General features: G+C 61.0%; 11 protein-coding genes. 7 read left to right on the forward strand and 4 right to left on the reverse strand.

Features of this window, described 5'->3' with window-relative positions; genetic code table 11:
- Positions 1–39: 39 nt before the first annotated feature.
- From IPM54_06195 to IPM54_06205, 3 genes are all read left to right on the forward strand, one after another.
- Positions 40–522, forward strand: coding sequence for an SMI1/KNR4 family protein (locus IPM54_06195; GenBank protein ID MBK9259412.1), 483 nt, complete (start codon positions 40–42; stop codon positions 520–522).
- Positions 523–665: 143 nt separating this feature from the next.
- Positions 666–1,985: a histidinol dehydrogenase gene (hisD, locus tag IPM54_06200; GenBank protein MBK9259413.1), complete on the forward strand. Its 1,320-nt coding sequence runs from the start codon at positions 666–668 to the stop codon at positions 1,983–1,985.
- Between the two features lie 168 nt (positions 1,986–2,153).
- Positions 2,154–6,992 (forward strand): hypothetical protein, encoded by a 4,839-nt coding sequence (locus tag IPM54_06205; GenBank protein MBK9259414.1) that lies wholly within the window; start codon positions 2,154–2,156, stop codon positions 6,990–6,992.
- A 322-nt stretch (positions 6,993–7,314) separates the two neighbouring features.
- Here IPM54_06205 and IPM54_06210 read toward each other — a convergent pair whose 3' ends face one another.
- The 3 genes from IPM54_06210 to IPM54_06220 form a co-directional block, all read right to left on the reverse strand.
- The gene (locus tag IPM54_06210; GenBank protein MBK9259415.1) at positions 7,315–8,226 is read right to left on the reverse strand and encodes a DUF4388 domain-containing protein; all 912 of its coding nucleotides are present in this window, start codon (positions 8,224–8,226) and stop codon (positions 7,315–7,317) included.
- A 206-nt stretch (positions 8,227–8,432) separates the two neighbouring features.
- Positions 8,433–9,620 (reverse strand): acyl-CoA dehydrogenase family protein, encoded by a 1,188-nt coding sequence (locus IPM54_06215; GenBank protein MBK9259416.1) that lies wholly within the window; start codon positions 9,618–9,620, stop codon positions 8,433–8,435.
- 239 nt (positions 9,621–9,859) lie between these two features.
- Complete coding sequence (locus tag IPM54_06220) at positions 9,860–11,593, reverse strand: L,D-transpeptidase family protein (GenBank protein ID MBK9259417.1); 1,734 nt, start codon at positions 11,591–11,593, stop codon at positions 9,860–9,862.
- A 237-nt stretch (positions 11,594–11,830) separates the two neighbouring features.
- Here IPM54_06220 and IPM54_06225 point away from each other — a divergent pair, with 237 nt between their 5' ends.
- A complete protein-coding gene (locus tag IPM54_06225; GenBank protein ID MBK9259418.1) occupies positions 11,831–12,514 on the forward strand; it encodes a hypothetical protein in 684 nt (227 codons plus the stop codon).
- A gap of 94 nt (positions 12,515–12,608) precedes the next feature.
- Complete coding sequence (locus IPM54_06230) at positions 12,609–13,478, forward strand: hypothetical protein (GenBank protein ID MBK9259419.1); 870 nt, start codon at positions 12,609–12,611, stop codon at positions 13,476–13,478.
- Positions 13,479–13,530: 52 nt separating this feature from the next.
- Here the strand turns inward: IPM54_06230 and IPM54_06235 are convergent, their stop codons facing one another.
- Positions 13,531–13,890, reverse strand: a complete 360-nt coding sequence (locus IPM54_06235) for a hypothetical protein (protein MBK9259420.1) — start codon at positions 13,888–13,890, stop codon at positions 13,531–13,533.
- Between the two features lie 223 nt (positions 13,891–14,113).
- On the opposite strand from IPM54_06235, the gene IPM54_06240 reads away from it, so the two are divergent.
- Positions 14,114–14,776, forward strand: coding sequence for a hypothetical protein (locus IPM54_06240; protein ID MBK9259421.1), 663 nt, complete (start codon positions 14,114–14,116; stop codon positions 14,774–14,776).
- A gap of 294 nt (positions 14,777–15,070) precedes the next feature.
- Entirely contained in the window at positions 15,071–17,155 is a 2,085-nt protein-coding gene (locus IPM54_06245; GenBank protein ID MBK9259422.1) for a protein kinase, read from the forward strand.
- Positions 17,156–17,166: the final 11 nt, after the last annotated feature.

Below are 17,166 nucleotides of genomic sequence, written 5' to 3' on the forward strand. Positions count from 1 at the left end.
GCACGTTTCGGCAAGGCCGAACCTGCAACGCTCGAGGAAATGAGGAAGGCGTACCGCATCCCCGCGCGGTACCGGTCGTTCCTCGTGGCCGCCGATCCGGCGGACGTCGAGACGGTGACCCCGGTCGAGCGTGTGCGGCTGTTTCCGTGTCACAAGCTTGCTTCCGAGCAAACGCTCGGAGGCAAATTGACGAGCGATATTCCCGCGTGGCGCAAGTCATGGGTGATCATCGCTCGCAGCGCGCTTCTCGGAGACCCGTACTTCCTCGATGTCAGCAAGCTCGACGCCGAGGGCGACTGCCCCGTTTACACGTGCATGACCGGAACGGACTCCATCAAGCCCGAGTTGTGCGCATCGAGTTTCCAGCAATTCCTTCGCATCCTTGCAACATCGATGGAAGTTGCTGCAGGGTTTGGCGAAGCGGTCCTCGATGACGACGACGAGGCGATCTTTCGGGAAACTTTGGCACCGAAGATCAAAACGATCGATTCAGCCGCGCTCCGTGCTGGACATTGGACCTGAGATTGCAGGGTTTCCACGCGATGCCGCGCGGTGATTCGAGCGGCATCGAACAAATCCAGACCTGCCAACCCTTACGAATCTGCTGTCCTACTGCATGAGCTTGCTCCGCGGTGAAGTTTGCCGTGGTACGATGACCTCTTCGCATGATTCCCATCTTCATCGACGGCAGCAGTGAGTTCGCCGCGACCATGCGGCGCTTGCCGTCGCGTGGCGCGGATGATCTCGCTGCCGTCGAGCCTGCTGTGCGTGACATCATCGCAGCCGTTCGTGCATCGGGTGATGATGCCGTTCGCAGCTACGTCGAGCGATTCGAACGTCGCCGTCCTGATCCGCTCGTGATGCGTAGCTTCGATGGTGCTGCGGCGCTTGCTCGTCTCGATCCCGCCTTGCGCGTAGCGCTCGAACGCGCAGCGGAGCGCATCGAGCGTTACCACGTGCATCAACGTGATACGGGGTTTCGGTACGAAGAGGATGGCGTCGTGCTTGGCATGCGCGTTCGTCCTCTCGCACGCGTGGGTGTGTATGCGCCGGGAGGCAAGGCGCGTTATCCGTCGAGCGTGCTCATGACGGCCATTCCTGCGCGTGTCGCAGGCGTGCGCGACATCGTCTTGGCGACGCCTGCACCTGACGATTCACTTCTTGCGGCCGCGCACCTTGCCGGTGTCACGAGCATTCTCGATGCAGGCGGAGCTCAAGCCATCGCGGCACTTGCGTATGGCACAGCGGAGTTGCCTCGCGTCGACAAGATCGTTGGACCAGGAAACATCTGGGTTACTTGCGCCAAACGTCTCGTGTTTGGCGATGTCGACATCGATGGGCTTGCGGGGCCGAGCGAGATCCTCGCGCTCGCAGACGACTCGGCTGATCCCGCCGTCGTCGCCGCGGATCTGTTGTCGCAGGCCGAGCACGACGAAGCGGCGTGTTGCGTTCTCGTGACGACGTCGGATCGAGTTGCGCGCTTGGTCGCTCAAGAGCTCGATGCGCAGATGCCGCATCTTTCGCGGAAGAACATCGCTACGGAGTCTCTTCGGTCACGCGGCGTAGCGCTCGTCGTCCATACATTGGAACGCATGGCCGAGGTCGCATCGCTCATCGCTGCCGAACACGTTGCATATCACGTGGACGATGCCGAAGCGCTCTTCGATCGCGTGGAGGGCTCTGGGGCTGCGCTCTTGGGGCATGCATCACCCGTTGCGGTAGGCGACTACTTTGCTGGCCCTTCGCATGTGCTTCCCACGGGCGGAGCTGCTCGTTTTGGTTCGCCGCTCGGTGTGTACGACTTCGTCGTGCGAGCGAGCGTCATTGGGTATTCGCGCGATGCGTTGCTTCGAGACGGGCCGCACATAGCCAAGTTTGCCCGGGCCGAGGGGCTCGATGCGCACGCGCGTGCAGTTGAGATTCGGATGGATCGTTGGGGTTTGTCCGCGGAGGCGGCATCAAAAGGTGCTGCAGGCGGGTCGTAGACGTCGATTCAACTTTGGAGGTAGCGGCAAGGCTTGACGGTTAAGTGCTTGAAATGGTTCGTGAATTGATTGTTGCAGGTAGGCCGGAACAGCTTTCGTGTCGGGGACTCTGACCCGCGCGTATGGATTTCGGATAGCTTCGCAGTTGCAGGGTAAGGAGGACTTTCGATGAGATGGATGTGGTTACGGGCGGCCTTCGTGGGCACCGTCGGGCTAGTCGCTGGCGGCGCGCTCGGGTGCGCCGAGGAGCGTGATCCGATCAACCGCGTGCAAGCCAACGCCTTGGCGAAGTCGTTCTTCGTCGGTGAGGATCTCGCCGGCGATGCCGACAACCCCGAGTTCTGGACGCAGGGCACGGTGGTCGACGTCGGGTACGGAGCGGCGCAGGACGGGCTTTTTACGTCGACTTATGCGCAACCCGTTGGTCGGTTGAAGTGGCATATCACGGAAGATCTCCTGATCGGCCGACTCACCTACGAGCGCATTCAGGACACGGATGGCAAGAAGGGCGTTGGGCCTTCGACGAACCAAGGCGTCATCGTTGCTGCCTACCCGATTACCTCGCACTTCGACATTCGGTACGACTACAACCCGTCAACGGGCGAAGAGTTCAACGTTCTCGTGGAGAACACGACCGATCGCACGTGGGACAAGCGTGAGTACTTCCGCGTCGATTGGAAACGCAATCTCAACGTCGATTCGTACGATTTCGACACGCTCTCGCTGCTCGGTGTGTATGGCGGCGTGGAGTACGAGTCGCTCTCGTATGACGTGACCGATCCGACCGATCCAGACGCTCCGCACTTCGATCCGGAGACGGGCTACTTCGACATCACGAACAAGGCGTTTGCCCGTCCGAAAATGATCGACCTCAGCCATCTCGGCTGGGGCATCGACAAGTTCCCTGCGTGCTACCTCGACAACGACTTCTTCGGTGGCTCGGCACCGTCCGGCAACTGCAACCCCGTCGAGCTCACGATTCGTCAGTCGTTCCGGCGCGTCGTCGATCGCGACTACGAGCCTGTGCACTGGGACGGCAAGCGTTTCACCGCGTACGGCGCGTTTTACGTGGAACGTTCCGGCTATGCCCGCAACTACGGCATGAGCGACGACAAGTGGTACCGCTTCATCAGCCGCTACAACATCTGGGAGCGCAGCCACTACTACGACGACCCCGCGAACATGACGGGCGCCGTCGAGTGTTACGTGCCCGGAAAAACCGCCACGGGTGATGATCCGCATCGCGATGCCGACAGCAACGGTACCGAGGACGAGTGCGAGGAAGTCACGCAGAAGACGGGTGTTGCAGGTTCACGCTGTGACGAGTTCAAGCAGCGCTGCACCTTGCCTTACCGCTTGCGCAAGGAAGTCCCTCAGGCCTGGTACTACACGGAAAACTCCGACCCCGAGTACTTCGACGGCAGCGAATGGGCCACGCACGAGTGGGACGTGGCGATGCGTGGTGCCGTCATGGCTTCGCGCAACGCCGAGTGCAAAGCAACGGGCGGCGATCCCGGATCATGCGATGGCCAGTACCCGATGTACCGCGGCCAAATGGATGACCACTGGGATCTCATCCAGCTAGCCCGGGAAGTCGACTCGTGTCGCTCCGGCGTGGCGTACAGGGGACAGGACTGCAACGCGCTGGCCGATCAGCTCGGCGCCGAGCGCAAGATCGATTCGGGCGTCATCGCCGTGGCGAAGATGCCGGAAATGATCGTGCTCTGTCACAGCCCCGTGAACGAGACTGACAATCCGGCCTGTGGTCCGATCGGCCGAACGGTTCGTCAGGGCGATCTGCGATATCATCAGATCAACGTCATCGGCATCCCGCAGACGCCATCGCCGTGGGGCATCATGACGGACTCGGATGATCCGCTCACCGGCGAAAAGATTGCTGGTAGCGCGAACGTCTGGTCGTTCATCACGGACTTGTGGAGCCAGGGCGTCGTCGATCAGATGCGCTACCTCAACGGCGAACTGTCCACCGAAGAGGTGACGGATGGTACGTACGTGAAGGATTGGGCCATCGCGACCGAGATCGCGGGTGGAACCGGCATCGTTCCGCCAATCACGCGGGAACAGATCGATCGCCGCGCTTACGGCGCGCTCGGCGTCAAACCCGAGAAGATGAAGGAAGTCAAGGAATCCGCCCAAGCGCTGTTTGCCCAGCCGGGGTTTGCCGCACAGCTCGAGCAGATGAAGCAAGCGATGCTCGACATCCGTGCTGATGCGACTGCGCCGGCGAGCAATCGTGCCATCTACGAAGCACGTCGGACCAGGGTTGCTGGAACGTCCGTCGAAGCCGAGCTCACGACGGTGCCGATGCAGCAGTTGGCTGGTACGGACAAACTTCCGCTCACCGATGCGGTCATGAACTTCGCTTCGCCGCTACGTGGAAATCACCCGCGTATGCACAGCGACCTGCATCAGATGAAAGAGCTTGCGCTCGCCGAGCGCGGCATGTGCGAGCTCGAGATGAGCTTCCCGTCGCCGGTCTCGCTCACGTCGCTCGACCGTTTGGTCAAGGAGAAGTTCAAGGACGTCGTCAACCCGCGCACGGGTCAACCCTACGGCGTGTTTGCCGATCCAGTGGCCAACACGAAGCAGGACCAGATGGACCGTGCCGAGGCCATCCGGAAGTTCATCGCGCAGCGCGCGCATTACTCCGTCATGGCTCACGAAATGGGCCATTCGATCGCGCTTCGCCACAACTTCGTCAGCTCGTCCGATGCTTGGGGCTTCCGCCCGCAGTACTGGCAGCTCCGCACGAAGAACGGCAAGGTGACGACCGAGTGTACGGACCTCAAGACCGAAGCGCAGGCGGAAGCATGCGTGGGTCCGCGTTACTTCGATCCGCCGACGAAGAACGAGCGCGAACAGCTCATCAACATGTTCACGCATCAGTCGGTCATGGAGTACGCCGGTGAAGCGACGCAGGACTTCATTGCTTTGTCCGCGTACGACTTTGCAGCGACGCGCATGTTCTACGGACAAACCGTCGCCGTTCACGCCGACACGACCGACTTCAACTCCAACCGTCCGCTCGGGCGCGCAGCGCTCAACAAGATGGACGGCTTCGGCGGTATCGTTGGTTATCAGTACACGAACAACGGCAGCGCCAACATCCACTACTCGCAACTGCAGAGGCACTGGAAGCTCATCGATCCCGCGACCTGTACGACGCTCAGCGCAGACGAAGTACAGAAGCGCAAGCCCGCTACGTGGAACGAAGCGCGTGACGGCAAATGGGATCCGCTGCTCGATGGCCTCATCGTGCAGGTGGATGGCGAGTACTCGGTCTGCAAGCAACGCAAGGTCGACTATGTGCCTTGGCAGGTCATGAAGGACCGTACGGCCCCCGAGTCGTACAACGTCCGCTACAGCGCCATCGATCCGCAAGCACGCACGCGCGTTCCTTACGGGTTCGCCACGGACCGCTGGGCAGACCTTGGCAACCTCGCCGTCTATCGTCACGACAACGGCGCCGACCCGTACGAGCTGTTCAACTTCTTCATCGGTCAACAAGAAGTCGGACACATCTTCGACAACTACCGTCGCAATCGTCAGAGCTTCAGCGTTCGCTCTTCGGCGATGCGTACCTTCGGGCGCTACAACGAGAAGATGCGCGATGGCGCCAAAGGCCTCGGCCTCCTCGCCAACATCTATCGCGACTTCGCTCTCGAGGCTGGGTACGACTACGAGATGCTGTGGCCCGTCATCGCGGGCGACACGTACAAGGACAACATCATCGCCTCGGGTCTCGCGTTCGATCACTTCGTCCGACAAGTCGCGCGTCCGCAAGCCGGTGGGCACTTCAGGCCCGCTGGTGACATCGTCCTCCGCTCGGTCGACGATACGTACGCGACACCTGGCGCCACGCTCGTCAACGTGCCCAACGGCGTCAGCGGCTACATCTCCGACACGCAGGGCACGGCTCCGGCTGCCATCGGCATCGGTGGTCGCTTGCTCGAAAACCGCCTCGCTGAGAACAAGGGCAACGACTACGACTCCGAGTTCACAATGAACGCGGGCTCGTACTACGACAAAGCCTACGCCTCGATCCTGATGACCGAGTCCGTCGACAACTTCATCAGCGCATCCAGGCTCGACTTCCTCGATGCTCGTTACCGTTCGGTTTCGATGGCTGACCTCTTTCCCGAGGGCTACCGCAGGTGGCTGGCCAATAACCTCACCGGTGACGACTTCTTGAAAGGCGCGTGGGTCAAGGCAAACGCGCAAGGCACGCCCATCACCGACGGGCAGAAGTTCCCCACGACGCCCATCGGCTGGACGTCCTGGTGGCCCGCAGAAGGCCCGCAAGTCTGCTTCCCCGGTGACGGCACCACGGTCTGCTCGGCGTTCGGTTGGGACAACACGCCCTTCGAAGCCGAAGCCGTCAACGTCGACACGCTCGCGCCGATCGATGGACAGGTTGGTTGGGAACAACAGAAGTTCCTCATCGCCTGGACCATGAACTACCTGCCGGAAAACCAGCAGCAGTGGTGGCTCAACATGCTCCGCATCTGGGAGATCGGTCAGGACGACAATCCGACGTTCGATGCTCGCATCGAGTTCCACGATCCGACGGGCAAGGCGTACGTCGCCAAGACCTTCGGCACCGAGGTTCTCTTCCCGGGATCGAAGTACGAAAAGACCGCTCAGCGTGGCGTCGCCGCTCGCGTGCTTCAGCACGCCAACGAGCTGCTCCAAGCTGCGTACGAGACTGACGAAGTCGACTACAACAGCGACGGCACCATCGATTGGTACATTGCTCGGCTCGACCCTGCCACGGGCAAACCGCTCGTGAAGTACGACCCGACCATCACCAACGATGGCATCCCGTCGAACCCGCAGTGCACCGCAGTGGACAACTCCGGCTGCACCTGCTCGGCGAACCGCGCGTGCGTGAAGCTCTCACGCTACGTCGAGGTTCCCTTCTTCATGCGCCAAGCGCTCACCGCGTACGGTCTCGCCGATCCCTCGCTCAAGGGCATCTACGACTGACCGTCTGATCCCTGCAAAGTAAAACGGCCACGGGGCACCTCCCCCGTGGCCGTTTTCTAATTTCCAGATCAAACCGGGCCAGATTTTTACCCTCGCTTCGGCGCGCGGGACGAAGTCCTCGCGCTGCCGCTGACGCGTCTTGGCGATGGGGGCTCGCAGGCGCTCTGTTTTAGGGTTTTGGCCAAAGGCCAAAACACCAGCCCGACTGCTCTGCCCCCCATGCCCCCCGATTTTACCCTGCGCCGTATGTGCACGGCGCTCCGCGACTCATTTGAGCGCCAACTTTCAAGACTCGTACGGTGTTCCAGGACAAACTCATCCGTCACGCTTGTCGCAAGTAGCCCGCGCCGATGAGCTTCAACATGATCTGCGCCGTTTGCAGATCCGTCGTCTGGCTCGTGTTGAAGACATCGAGCACTTCCGCGTGGTTGTACGCGAGCTGGAAAATGTCCAGTTCGTCCGGGGACAAGTCACGTACGCGAGGCTCGAGCGGCATGGGCACGACGAGCCGCGCGTCGGGCGCAGGCAACTTGTGCTGAAGCGCGTTCAGCTCGTCGATCTGCCGCAAGCCCTCCATGAGCAGCTCTTGCACCGACAGGTTGAGCGTCGTCTGAACCGTTTGTTCGTCCGGTGGTTCGAAGTCAAACGTTCCTCGCGTCCAACCCAGCATGCGGATCGCCGCTTTCAACGGCGGAATGTCGTCTTCGTTGATCTCTGCGTACGAGATCATTCCGCGATGCAGCACGAGCCGCCCCACGTCCTGATCCGCCGTGATCACCAAAACTCCGCTTTTCCTCGACGTGCCAAGGAGCTGGAGCAAATCGGGCAGCGGGATCTCCTCGATCTGTCCCGACATCGACTTCGCTGGACCTCGCGGCGCCATCGACGGTTTGGGCGTCAAGGCGCGCCTACGCGACATCGGCGCTTGCTCCCCCTGAACGACCTTCATGATGCTCGTGCCAATGAGCACGCGGTCGCCTTCCTTGAGCGTTGCGCGCTGGATCTTTTCGCCATTGACGAACGTGCCGTTGGTCGACCCGAGGTCCTCGACGGTCACATCGGATTCCGTCATCACGAAGCGCGCGTGACGTCGCGACACCATCTCCTCGACCAGCACGATTGACGCGTCACTCGCACGCCCCACCACGATCTCGTGCGTGTCCAAAAGCGGCACTTCGCTGCCCTGGTACTTGCCCGAGATGAATCGAAGGACGAGCTTCGACGGATTCGTCATGAGAGGAGCTTGTTCCATGAGGGCAAGGCGGCGCCGCGAAGTGCTGCCGCCCTACCTGATCCAACATTCTGCATGCTCACTGCCTTGGGGTCACTCGATAATAACTTGCGGCAGCCGCTCGGCTTTCACTGCACCGTCGATCATCTTTTCCAGGAACGCTCGACCAGCACTGCACGCGCGTACTCGAACCAACGTCCTCGCACCGCCTAGAAAGCGTTATGCCCCGTCAGCGCTTGGCCCAGAATCAACGTGTGCACCTCGTTGGTTCCTTCGTATGTGTAGACACTCTCCAAGTTCAACGCGTGTCGGATGATGGGGTAATCCAAGAGAATCCCGTTTCCACCCAAGAGACCCCGAGCAGTTCGCGCCACTTCGAGCGCCACGCGCACGTTGTTCTTCTTGCACAGTGACACCTGCACCGGTGTGATCCCGCCCTGATCCTTCATTCGGCCAAAGTGCAGCGCCATGATCTGGCCCTTGGAAATTTCCATCGCCATTTCCACGAGCTGCTCTTGCACGAGCTGCTTGCCGGCTATCGGCTTTCCGAACGCCACGCGCTCGCGGCAGTACGACACAGCGCTCTCGTAGCAGGCCCGCGCCGCTCCGAGCGCTCCCCACGCGATCCCGAAACGCGCCTGCGTGAGGCACGACAGCGGGCCCTTGAGCCCCACGATGTTGGGCAACATGTTTTCTGCCGGCACGCGAACCTCGCTCAGGACGATCTCGCCCGTGGGGCTCGCCCGAAGGCTCATTTTGCCGTGCACCGTGGGCGTCTCGAAACCGTTCATCCCGCGCTCGACGATGAACCCGCGTATCGTCGACGCATCGCCATCGTCGACTTTTGCCCAGACCACGGCGAGGTGCGCGATCGGCGAGCTCGTGATCCACATTTTGGTTCCTGTGAGCACATACGAATTGCCGTCGCGCTTGGCGCGGGTTTTCATCGCCGCCGGGTCGCTCCCTGCGTCGGGTTCGGTGAGCCCGAAACAGCCGATGAATTCACCCGCCGCCATTTTCGGCAAATACTTATTTTTTTGTTCTTCTGAGCCGAACTTCCAAATCGGGTACATCGCCAGCGACCCTTGCACGCTCGCAAAGCTTCGCAGACCGCTGTCGCCGTACTCGAGCTCCGCCAGCGCGAGCCCATACGACACGGAATTCATGCCCGCGCAGCCGTAACCTTGAAGCGACGCGCCGAGCAGGCCCATCGCTGCGATTTCCGGGATGAGGTCGGTCGCGAACTCTTCCTTCGCAAATAGCTCGGCGGCCCTGGGCAAGTATCGTTCACGCACGAATCGCCGCACGGAATCGCGAATCAAACGCTCCTCTTCGGTGAGGTGCGTATCGAGGGAGATCAGCGCGTCGAGCGAGAGGGGCTCAGGAATGTTTCGCATGATGGCTGGCCGTGTTTATCGTGAAAACGTGGTCGAGGAAAGGGGAAGCGGAGCGACTCAGGTAACAAATGGGTTGATGAGAGGGCTTGGCGCGCGGGGGCCTGAGCTCGCCGCGCTTTGGACGCAGTCCAGCACGGGGGCCGAGGCTCGCCTCCAACGGTGTTTTCCGCCTCGCGAAGCGCGCGTCTCACGCGCGCGAAGCGAGCGAGCAAATTCTGGCCCGTATTCAAACCGGTTGTTCACGGATGGGTGTACACGATGGTGCCGCCGCGTAACGATAGGCCGGCATGCCATTCTTTGGGCACTTCCGGCGTCGTCCACTCGAAGAGCCACGCAGCATCGCGTGGCGCAAGGTTTACGCACCCGTGACTTCGCGGTATGCCAAAGTCGTCGTGCCAATACGCCGCATGCAAAGCGTATCCTTCCGTGAAGTATTGAACGAAAGGCACGTCGCGCAAATCGAATTCATCGCCCACGTCGTCCCCGTCCATCGTGATGCTCACGTGTTTCGTATGAATTCGGAAAACACCTTGTATTGTCGAATGCGTCTTTTTCGGATCCCCCAAACCGTCCGCGCCCGTGCTCACCAACGTCACGTACACCGGCTTCGTTCCTTCGTACGCCACGAGGCTCTGCTTCAGAATCGATATGTCGATCCACTTTTGCCCAGTTAGCGCCCACGAAGGCATTTTTTCCGCCGGATCGATCCGCACGACTTGATCCTCCCGGACGAACGTCCCATGCCTCGTTTCGAGCAGCGTCATGCCGCCCGTGCGCACGGTTTTTCCGGACAAGGGAATGCCCACACGATGGCCCAGCTTGTCCTCGGGAACGATGTTGCCCTGTGCATTTTTGATGTAATGCCTCGCGTGCTTGCTCCGCACGAATGCGGCCGGCAAGGGCACATCTTCTGATAGCGGCAGCCCAACGAACGCGCTCGTGCGCACGACACGCGTCCGATCGACCGGAATTACGGCAAGCTCCGTGGTCAAACCATAGCGTCGTTCATCATGGTCGAACGTCGACAAGAGCGCAAAACCCGACCGACCTTTGGCTCGGCCCACGAGCAATGCATTGGCAGATCGCACGACGCCTGCCAAGGGCGGCGCCGCGAGACCATAAAGGAGCGCTCCAGGCGTCGGATCCGGTTCCGGAGGCGCCACGAATGCGGGATCCAATGCGGTTTGCCCAACTTTGCGCAAATGACCCTTCAAATCGGGCTCGATGTCCCTGAGATCCTTTGCCGTGGGCAAACGCGCGTACAAGGGCGGCGGCGGATTGCGGCTCATCACATACGTATAAGGCAAACCGTCGCCGCGAATGGGCCGCGTCCGAGCTGCTTCGACGACCGGATGAAAGACGTCGAGCGTCGCATAGGTCCCAACGCACACGAATCCCCGCGGCTCGATGGCGTACCAACCTTCGGCGCAATTCGCACGCGACCGAGGTTTTTCCTTTCGTACGACGACGGCTCCGGCACGCAAGTACCCAATGCGCTGGCTCTTCCATCGAGGTTCGGCGTAGATCCACGTTTCTTTCCCAATGCTCGCCAGCTCGAATACTTCCGCGGCAGGTGCTTTCGGCGATGTTTTGGTGGGTGCGGTTTTGTCAGGCTCGGACGGCGGTTCTTCGATGTTTTGCGCTTCCGCGTCGGCTTGCGCAATGTCCACGGGAGCTGCGGGATCCGGCGGCAATTCCGGCACTTCGTCCACGGTCGGCGCGGCAGGCGGCTCGGGTGCGGTGGATGACGGCGCTATCGCGGGCGCCGTCGCTTTAGCCGAAGACGCCATTGCGATCGATTGTGGCGGAGGAGCCAATGGTGCAATGGTCGGAACAAGGGCGGGCTGCGGCATTGGCGTCGCAACGTCGGGTGCGGGACGCACGGGGTCCGTCCACGAGCTTTTTTCGAGCAGCGGGCAACCCATCGACAAGCTGGTGATGCCCAGGGTCACGAGAAACGATCCGACGCGCATGCCCGCGCGTTATCAGCTTCGTTTTCGAAGGGCCAAGTTTGTATCGATTTGCTCCCATGAACGCATGGACAGCCGTCGCGAGGCGGTGATACCGTAGCGCTCATGTCACTTCATCGCGCTTACCAAATGCTTGGCATCATGGGCATCTTTGCATTCGCGAGCTTCTCCGGGTGTGGTGGATCCGGCAGCGGCGCCGGCGAAGACGGAGGTGCGGGCGGGTCGAGCTCGAGCTCGACGATGTCGGGCGGGTCGACTTCAAGCGGATCGACAGGTGCGGGCGGATCGGGGGGCTCGTCTGCGAGCGCGTGCGCGAATGCGGCTACGTTCGAGGGGGAGGGCACGTATTACGCTGCAAGTGGCGATGGCGCGTGCAGCTTTGGGCCGTCCGCGGACAAACCGCTGCTCATTGGGGCGATGAACGCGCAAGATTACAATAATTCGAATGTGTGCGGAGCTTGCGCGCACGTCAAAGGTCCGAATGGTGAAGTGACCGTGCGTATCGTGGATTTGTGTCCCGAATGCGTGCATGGGGACATCGATTTGTCGCCAGAAGCATTCGAGAAGCTCGCGCCTTTGGTCGAGGGGCGAATTCCGATTTCGTGGCAATTCGTGCCGTGCGAAGTATCCGGGCCCATCGTGTACCATTTCAAGGAGGGATCCAATCAATGGTGGACGGCGGTGCAAATTCGCAATCACCGGCATGCCATTGCCAAATTCGAGTGGCAATCGGCCGACGGGGTTTGGCACGATGTACCTCGGGTCGATTACAATTATTTCGTGGATGCGAATGGCATGGGCCCCGGACCCTACACATTTCGCGTGACGGATGTCGAAGGTGGGGTCGTGGAGGACACTGGCATTCCGTTCATCGAGGCGGGGGATGCTCCAGGAAAGGCGCAACTGCCTGCGTGTGGACCGTGATTCGTTGATTGACGGCTTGCATTCGCGCGGCTAGTCGTGCGACGATGAATGGCTTGTCTTTGGTTCGTGGAGATGCGCGAAAGGATGCAGGAAAATGACGTGGCATAATGGATGGAACGCTCGTGTGGGCGTTTTCATGGCGGCGGCTTTGTATTCGACAACGCTCATGACGGGCTGTTCGGACGGCGGCGCGACGACCAGTACGACCACCAGCGGTAGCGGTGGTACTGGCGGCGCTGGTGGCATGTCGAGTACCGGGGGAATGGGCGGCGCTCCAGCGTGCGGGCCCAATCAGGAGCTTTGTGGCGAAACGTGCACCGATACGCAGATTGATGCGGCGAATTGCGGGACGTGTGCCAATACTTGTGCATCGGGTGAAGTGTGCTCGCTGGGAAGCTGTAGTTTGAGCTGCGGAGGCGGCACCACGCAATGTGGAAGCTCGTGCATCGACACATCGAATGACCCCGCGAATTGCGGCGCGTGCGGCACGGTATGCGCTGCCGGCGAAGTATGCTCGGCGGGGAAATGCGCGCTGACGTGTAGCGGTGGGTCGACGCAATGCGGTAATCTTTGCGTGGACGTGTCGAACGATCCAGCGAATTGCGGAATGTGCGGCACGGTATGCGGGGCGGGCGAGGTATGCTCGGCGGGTAATTGCGCGCTGACGTGCAGCGGCGGAACGACGCAATGCGGTAATCTTTGCGTGGACGTGTCGAACGATCCAGCGAATTGCGGGATGTGCGGCACGGTATGCGGGCGGGCGAGGTATGCTCGGCGGGCAATTGCGCGTTATCGTGCAGCGGTGGAACGACGAAATGCGGCAATGCGTGCGTGGACGTGTCGAACGATCCAGCGAACTGCGGGATGTGCGGTACGGTATGCGGGGCGGGCGAAGTATGCTCGGCGGGCAATTGCGCGCTGTCGTGCAGCGGCGGAACGACGAAATGCGGCAATGCCTGCGTGAATACGTCGAGCGATCCGGCGAATTGCGGGATGTGTGGCAATGCTTGTGGCCCCTATCCTTCGGCCACGCCTGTTTGCTCGGCAGGCTCGTGCGTTGCCATCTGCGCGCCGGGCAGCGCCGATTGCAACGGAATGCTCCCCGACGGTTGCGAAACGACGCCCGCGTCCGATCCGCAAAACTGCGGCTTCTGCGGAAACGTTTGTCCGAACAGGCCCAACGCGACACCATCGTGCTCGAACAATTCTTGCACCTTTGCATGCAACACGGGCTTCGGCAATTGCAATAGCAATTCGACCGACGGTTGTGAAATCGACTTGCAGACGAGCGTGATGAATTGCGGGTTCTGCGACAATGCGTGTCCCGTGCCGGCGAACGCGAGTGCGACGTGTGCGAACGGTGCATGTGGTTTCACTTGCAACGCAGGTTTCAACGATTGCAACAACAACCCGGCGGATGGCTGCGAGTCCAACCCGCTATCCGATACGCAGAACTGCGGCATGTGCGGCAATGCATGCAACGCCGGTCAATCGTGTCAAAATGGCACGTGCTCTGCAGGCGCCATTCGGCAACTCAGTGGGACGCATACGAACGATGTCACTCGGGGAAACACATGGAATAGCTTGTTCGCGGACCCGGTGACCGGAAAGGTCTACTGGCATGCAGCCTATACCGGCAACACGCTTTCCGCATTCCCGGACGTACCGAACTTCGTGAGCAACACGAACGCCACGACCATCAATCTCGCCGTCGGTTACGAAGGAACGTACCACGCGGCGCTCAATGGCTTCTTGTACTACAATGAAGCCAATACGAGCAACATGGTCAAGGTCAATGCCGTGACGGGGCAGTTGGTCACCTCGGTGAACCTGCCGAATGCAGGGTATCACAACCAGAGCGACTTCAATTGGGGCGGTTATTCGGATATCGCTTTCTACACCGATACCGGCAATCTGCTCTACGTCATGTACGCGCCCACTGGTGGAAATACGAACATCCAAGTGTCACGGCTCGACCCGAATTCGCTCGGCATCCAGCAAACCTGGACCATTCCACGCGTCAAGGTAAATACGGGCTTTGCGTTCCTCGTCAATGGCAACTTCTACATTGGCCAGACGTATTCGTCACCGGCCATCGTCGGCAAGTACAACCTTGGGACGAGCACCTACGACAGCGCGTACACCAATTCGTTCTCGCCGGTTACGAATGATTACGTCGCGCATACGTACTGGGATCCGGGCTCGAAGAACCTGTTCGAAGTGACAAACGGGCATCATCTCATCTACCCGAACGTCCAGTAGGTCCTTTCCCGCAAGACGTTGCCCGAATCTTCTCAGCCTGCCTCGACACCTCGTTCGTCTTCGCGAACCCATCTAGAAAATTCTTGACACCCTGACAAACGCGATCCATGCGCGCTTGCGTCGCGCGCGCGTGACTACTTGAACTGGTTTGGCGCACGCAACGGTCTGGCGCGCCGAACGATCGGATGGACAAACGATCGTCGAGACCGACGTTTTTCCATGGAAATGCAGGCAAACCACGGGGGCAAACTTGGTGCTTGTCAAGACATACGGAATTGTGGGAACATCCGGGTCATGCGAGAAGGCGACATCCTCGGCGACAGATACGTGCTCGAGCGGTTGCTCGGTCAGGGTGGCATGGGCGTCGTGTGGGCGGCGGTTGACCGGACAAACAAGTCGCGTGTGGCCATCAAGTTGCTGCTCGATGACGTGAGGTCCCAGGACAAACTTGCCGAGGAGAATTACAAGAAGGAGCTTCGACAGCGGCTTCGTCGCGAGGCGGAAGCGTGCATGAAGCTCGCGCATCATCCCAATGTCGTTCGTGTGCTCGATTTGTCGATGGACGACTCCCATCGACACGGGCCGTACATGGTCATGGAACGGCTCGAAGGCGAGACGCTCCAAGAGCATCTGAAGCGGAAACGGAACCTCGAGCCGAAGGTTGCCGCACGTATTGCGGCGGATGTGTCGAGTTGCTTGGCGGCCGCGCACGCGGCCAAACTGGTTCATCGAGATCTGAAGCCGGGCAACATTTACTTGCATCGCGAAGCGGGCATGGCCGAGGACGAATTCATTACAAAAGTGCTCGATTTCGGTGTGTGCAAGGACGGCGATTCCGTCGAGATCGCGTCAGACAACACGCCGACGATGACCGGCATGATTTTGGGATCGATTGCGTACATGAGCCCGCAGCAGGCGATGGGGTCGAAGAAAGTCGACTTCCGCACCGACATTTGGTCCGTGGGCGTCGTGCTCTACGAGATGCTCACGGGTCTGCGCGCGTTTTCCGGCTCGGTCAATGAGATCCTTGCGATGTATGGCCCCATCGTGCTCGGCAAGAACGTGGCGGCTCCCGTGCCTGCGCCATCGAACCGCACGCGGCACATTCCACCGGAGCTCGATGCGGTCGTCGAGCGATGTACGAAGCCCAAGGCTGCGGATCGGTATGCGAGCGCCGAGGAGCTTGCGCGTGACTTGTATGCGATTGCAGGTGTGCCGATGCCCGTGGTTTCATCGGCCAAACCGTCGACGAGCGGAAAGTCGCCCGTCGCAGCACGCGACTTGATTGACCTGTACGCGCCGGCGATCATCGAATCGAAGGCGGTTCCCGCTGCGGATGAACAGCGTCGGTTCAACGAATTTGCGCGCACGATTCCGCTGAAGCCCAGAATCGAGGTGTTGGCTGCGCCGGTGGTCATCGAGGAAGTCGTGCCCGATGTGAAGCCGACGATGACGGATCGTATGCCGATCGTTGGTGGTCAAACGAATGTGCCGGACTTGAGCGACGTGGAGGTGACGTTGCGCATGCCGCCGAAGGGTGCGCAGGCTCCGCTGCCGCGTCCGACGGTGATGGAGGAGCCGGCGGATGCGGCGGTGCGCACGCAGTATTTGCCTCGTGATGCGCCGGTAGCGTCGCCATTGCCGGATTTTGACGAAATGCAGCGAGCGCTCGAGGACCATCGCAAGTCGTCGGCATCGATTCCGATTCCGGACTTGGCCGACTTGGAGGCGACGGGCGGCACGCAGATGCTGATGACGGACGAGGTTGCGCCGCCGCCGAAGCGTTCGGAGCCGCCGAGGCGTTCGGAGCCGCCGAGGCGCTCGGAGCCGTCGGCGACGACATCGGTGGCGATGTCGCAATCGGTAGCGGCGGTGCGTTCGTCGAATGTCGTGTTCGACGCGGCGGGGACGACGGGTCGTCGACGTCGGAGGAATCGGGGATTTTTGTTTGTCGTGGCGGGGTTTGTCGCGGCCGCGGTGGGGCTCTTGGTCGTGGTGGGCATGAATCGGCCTCGGCCTGCCGATGCGACGGCCGCGCCAACGCCGTCGTCGGTCGTGCTGCCGATGCCGCCCGTGTCGAGCGATGCGCCTGAGGAAGAGCCGCCGACGGTACCTGCGGTCGTGCCGACGCCTTCGGCAGCGCCGGTGGAATCGGCGATAGCGGTGCCGCCGGGGTCGGCCGCGGCGGTGCCGAGCGCGAGCGTCGCATTACCGGCGCCGACGACGCCGCCGAGTGTGCGGAAGCCGCCGAGCGTGGCGCCGAAGACGCAATCGAAGCCGCCACCGAAGCCGCCGCCGAAGTGTACGGGGACGGGCGTCTTCAGGCGATGCGACGGCAAGCCGGCGCCCACGCCGACGCACAATCCAGACCAACTTTGAAGAGCGCTGCA

The organism is Polyangiaceae bacterium, assembly GCA_016715885.1.
Classification (GTDB): Bacteria; Myxococcota_A; Polyangia; order Polyangiales; family Polyangiaceae; genus Polyangium.

What these genes read in the sequence shown, in the direction of transcription:
- IPM54_06195 (MBK9259412.1), top strand. Translation starts at nt 40, where the DNA reads ATGAGGAAGGCGTACCGCATCCCCGCGCGGTACCGGTCGTTCCTCGTG.
- IPM54_06220 (MBK9259417.1), bottom strand. Translation starts at nt 11,593, where the DNA reads ATGCGCGTCGGATCGTTTCTCGTGACCCTGGGCATCACCAGCTTGTCG.
- IPM54_06225 (MBK9259418.1), top strand. Translation starts at nt 11,831, where the DNA reads ATGTCGGGCGGGTCGACTTCAAGCGGATCGACAGGTGCGGGCGGATCG.
- hisD (MBK9259413.1), top strand. Translation starts at nt 666, where the DNA reads ATGATTCCCATCTTCATCGACGGCAGCAGTGAGTTCGCCGCGACCATG.
- IPM54_06230 (MBK9259419.1), top strand. Translation starts at nt 12,609, where the DNA reads ATGACGTGGCATAATGGATGGAACGCTCGTGTGGGCGTTTTCATGGCG.
- IPM54_06210 (MBK9259415.1), bottom strand. Translation starts at nt 8,226, where the DNA reads ATGACGAATCCGTCGAAGCTCGTCCTTCGATTCATCTCGGGCAAGTAC.
- IPM54_06215 (MBK9259416.1), bottom strand. Translation starts at nt 9,620, where the DNA reads ATGCGAAACATTCCTGAGCCCCTCTCGCTCGACGCGCTGATCTCCCTC.
- IPM54_06245 (MBK9259422.1), top strand. Translation starts at nt 15,071, where the DNA reads ATGCGAGAAGGCGACATCCTCGGCGACAGATACGTGCTCGAGCGGTTG.
- IPM54_06205 (MBK9259414.1), top strand. Translation starts at nt 2,154, where the DNA reads ATGAGATGGATGTGGTTACGGGCGGCCTTCGTGGGCACCGTCGGGCTA.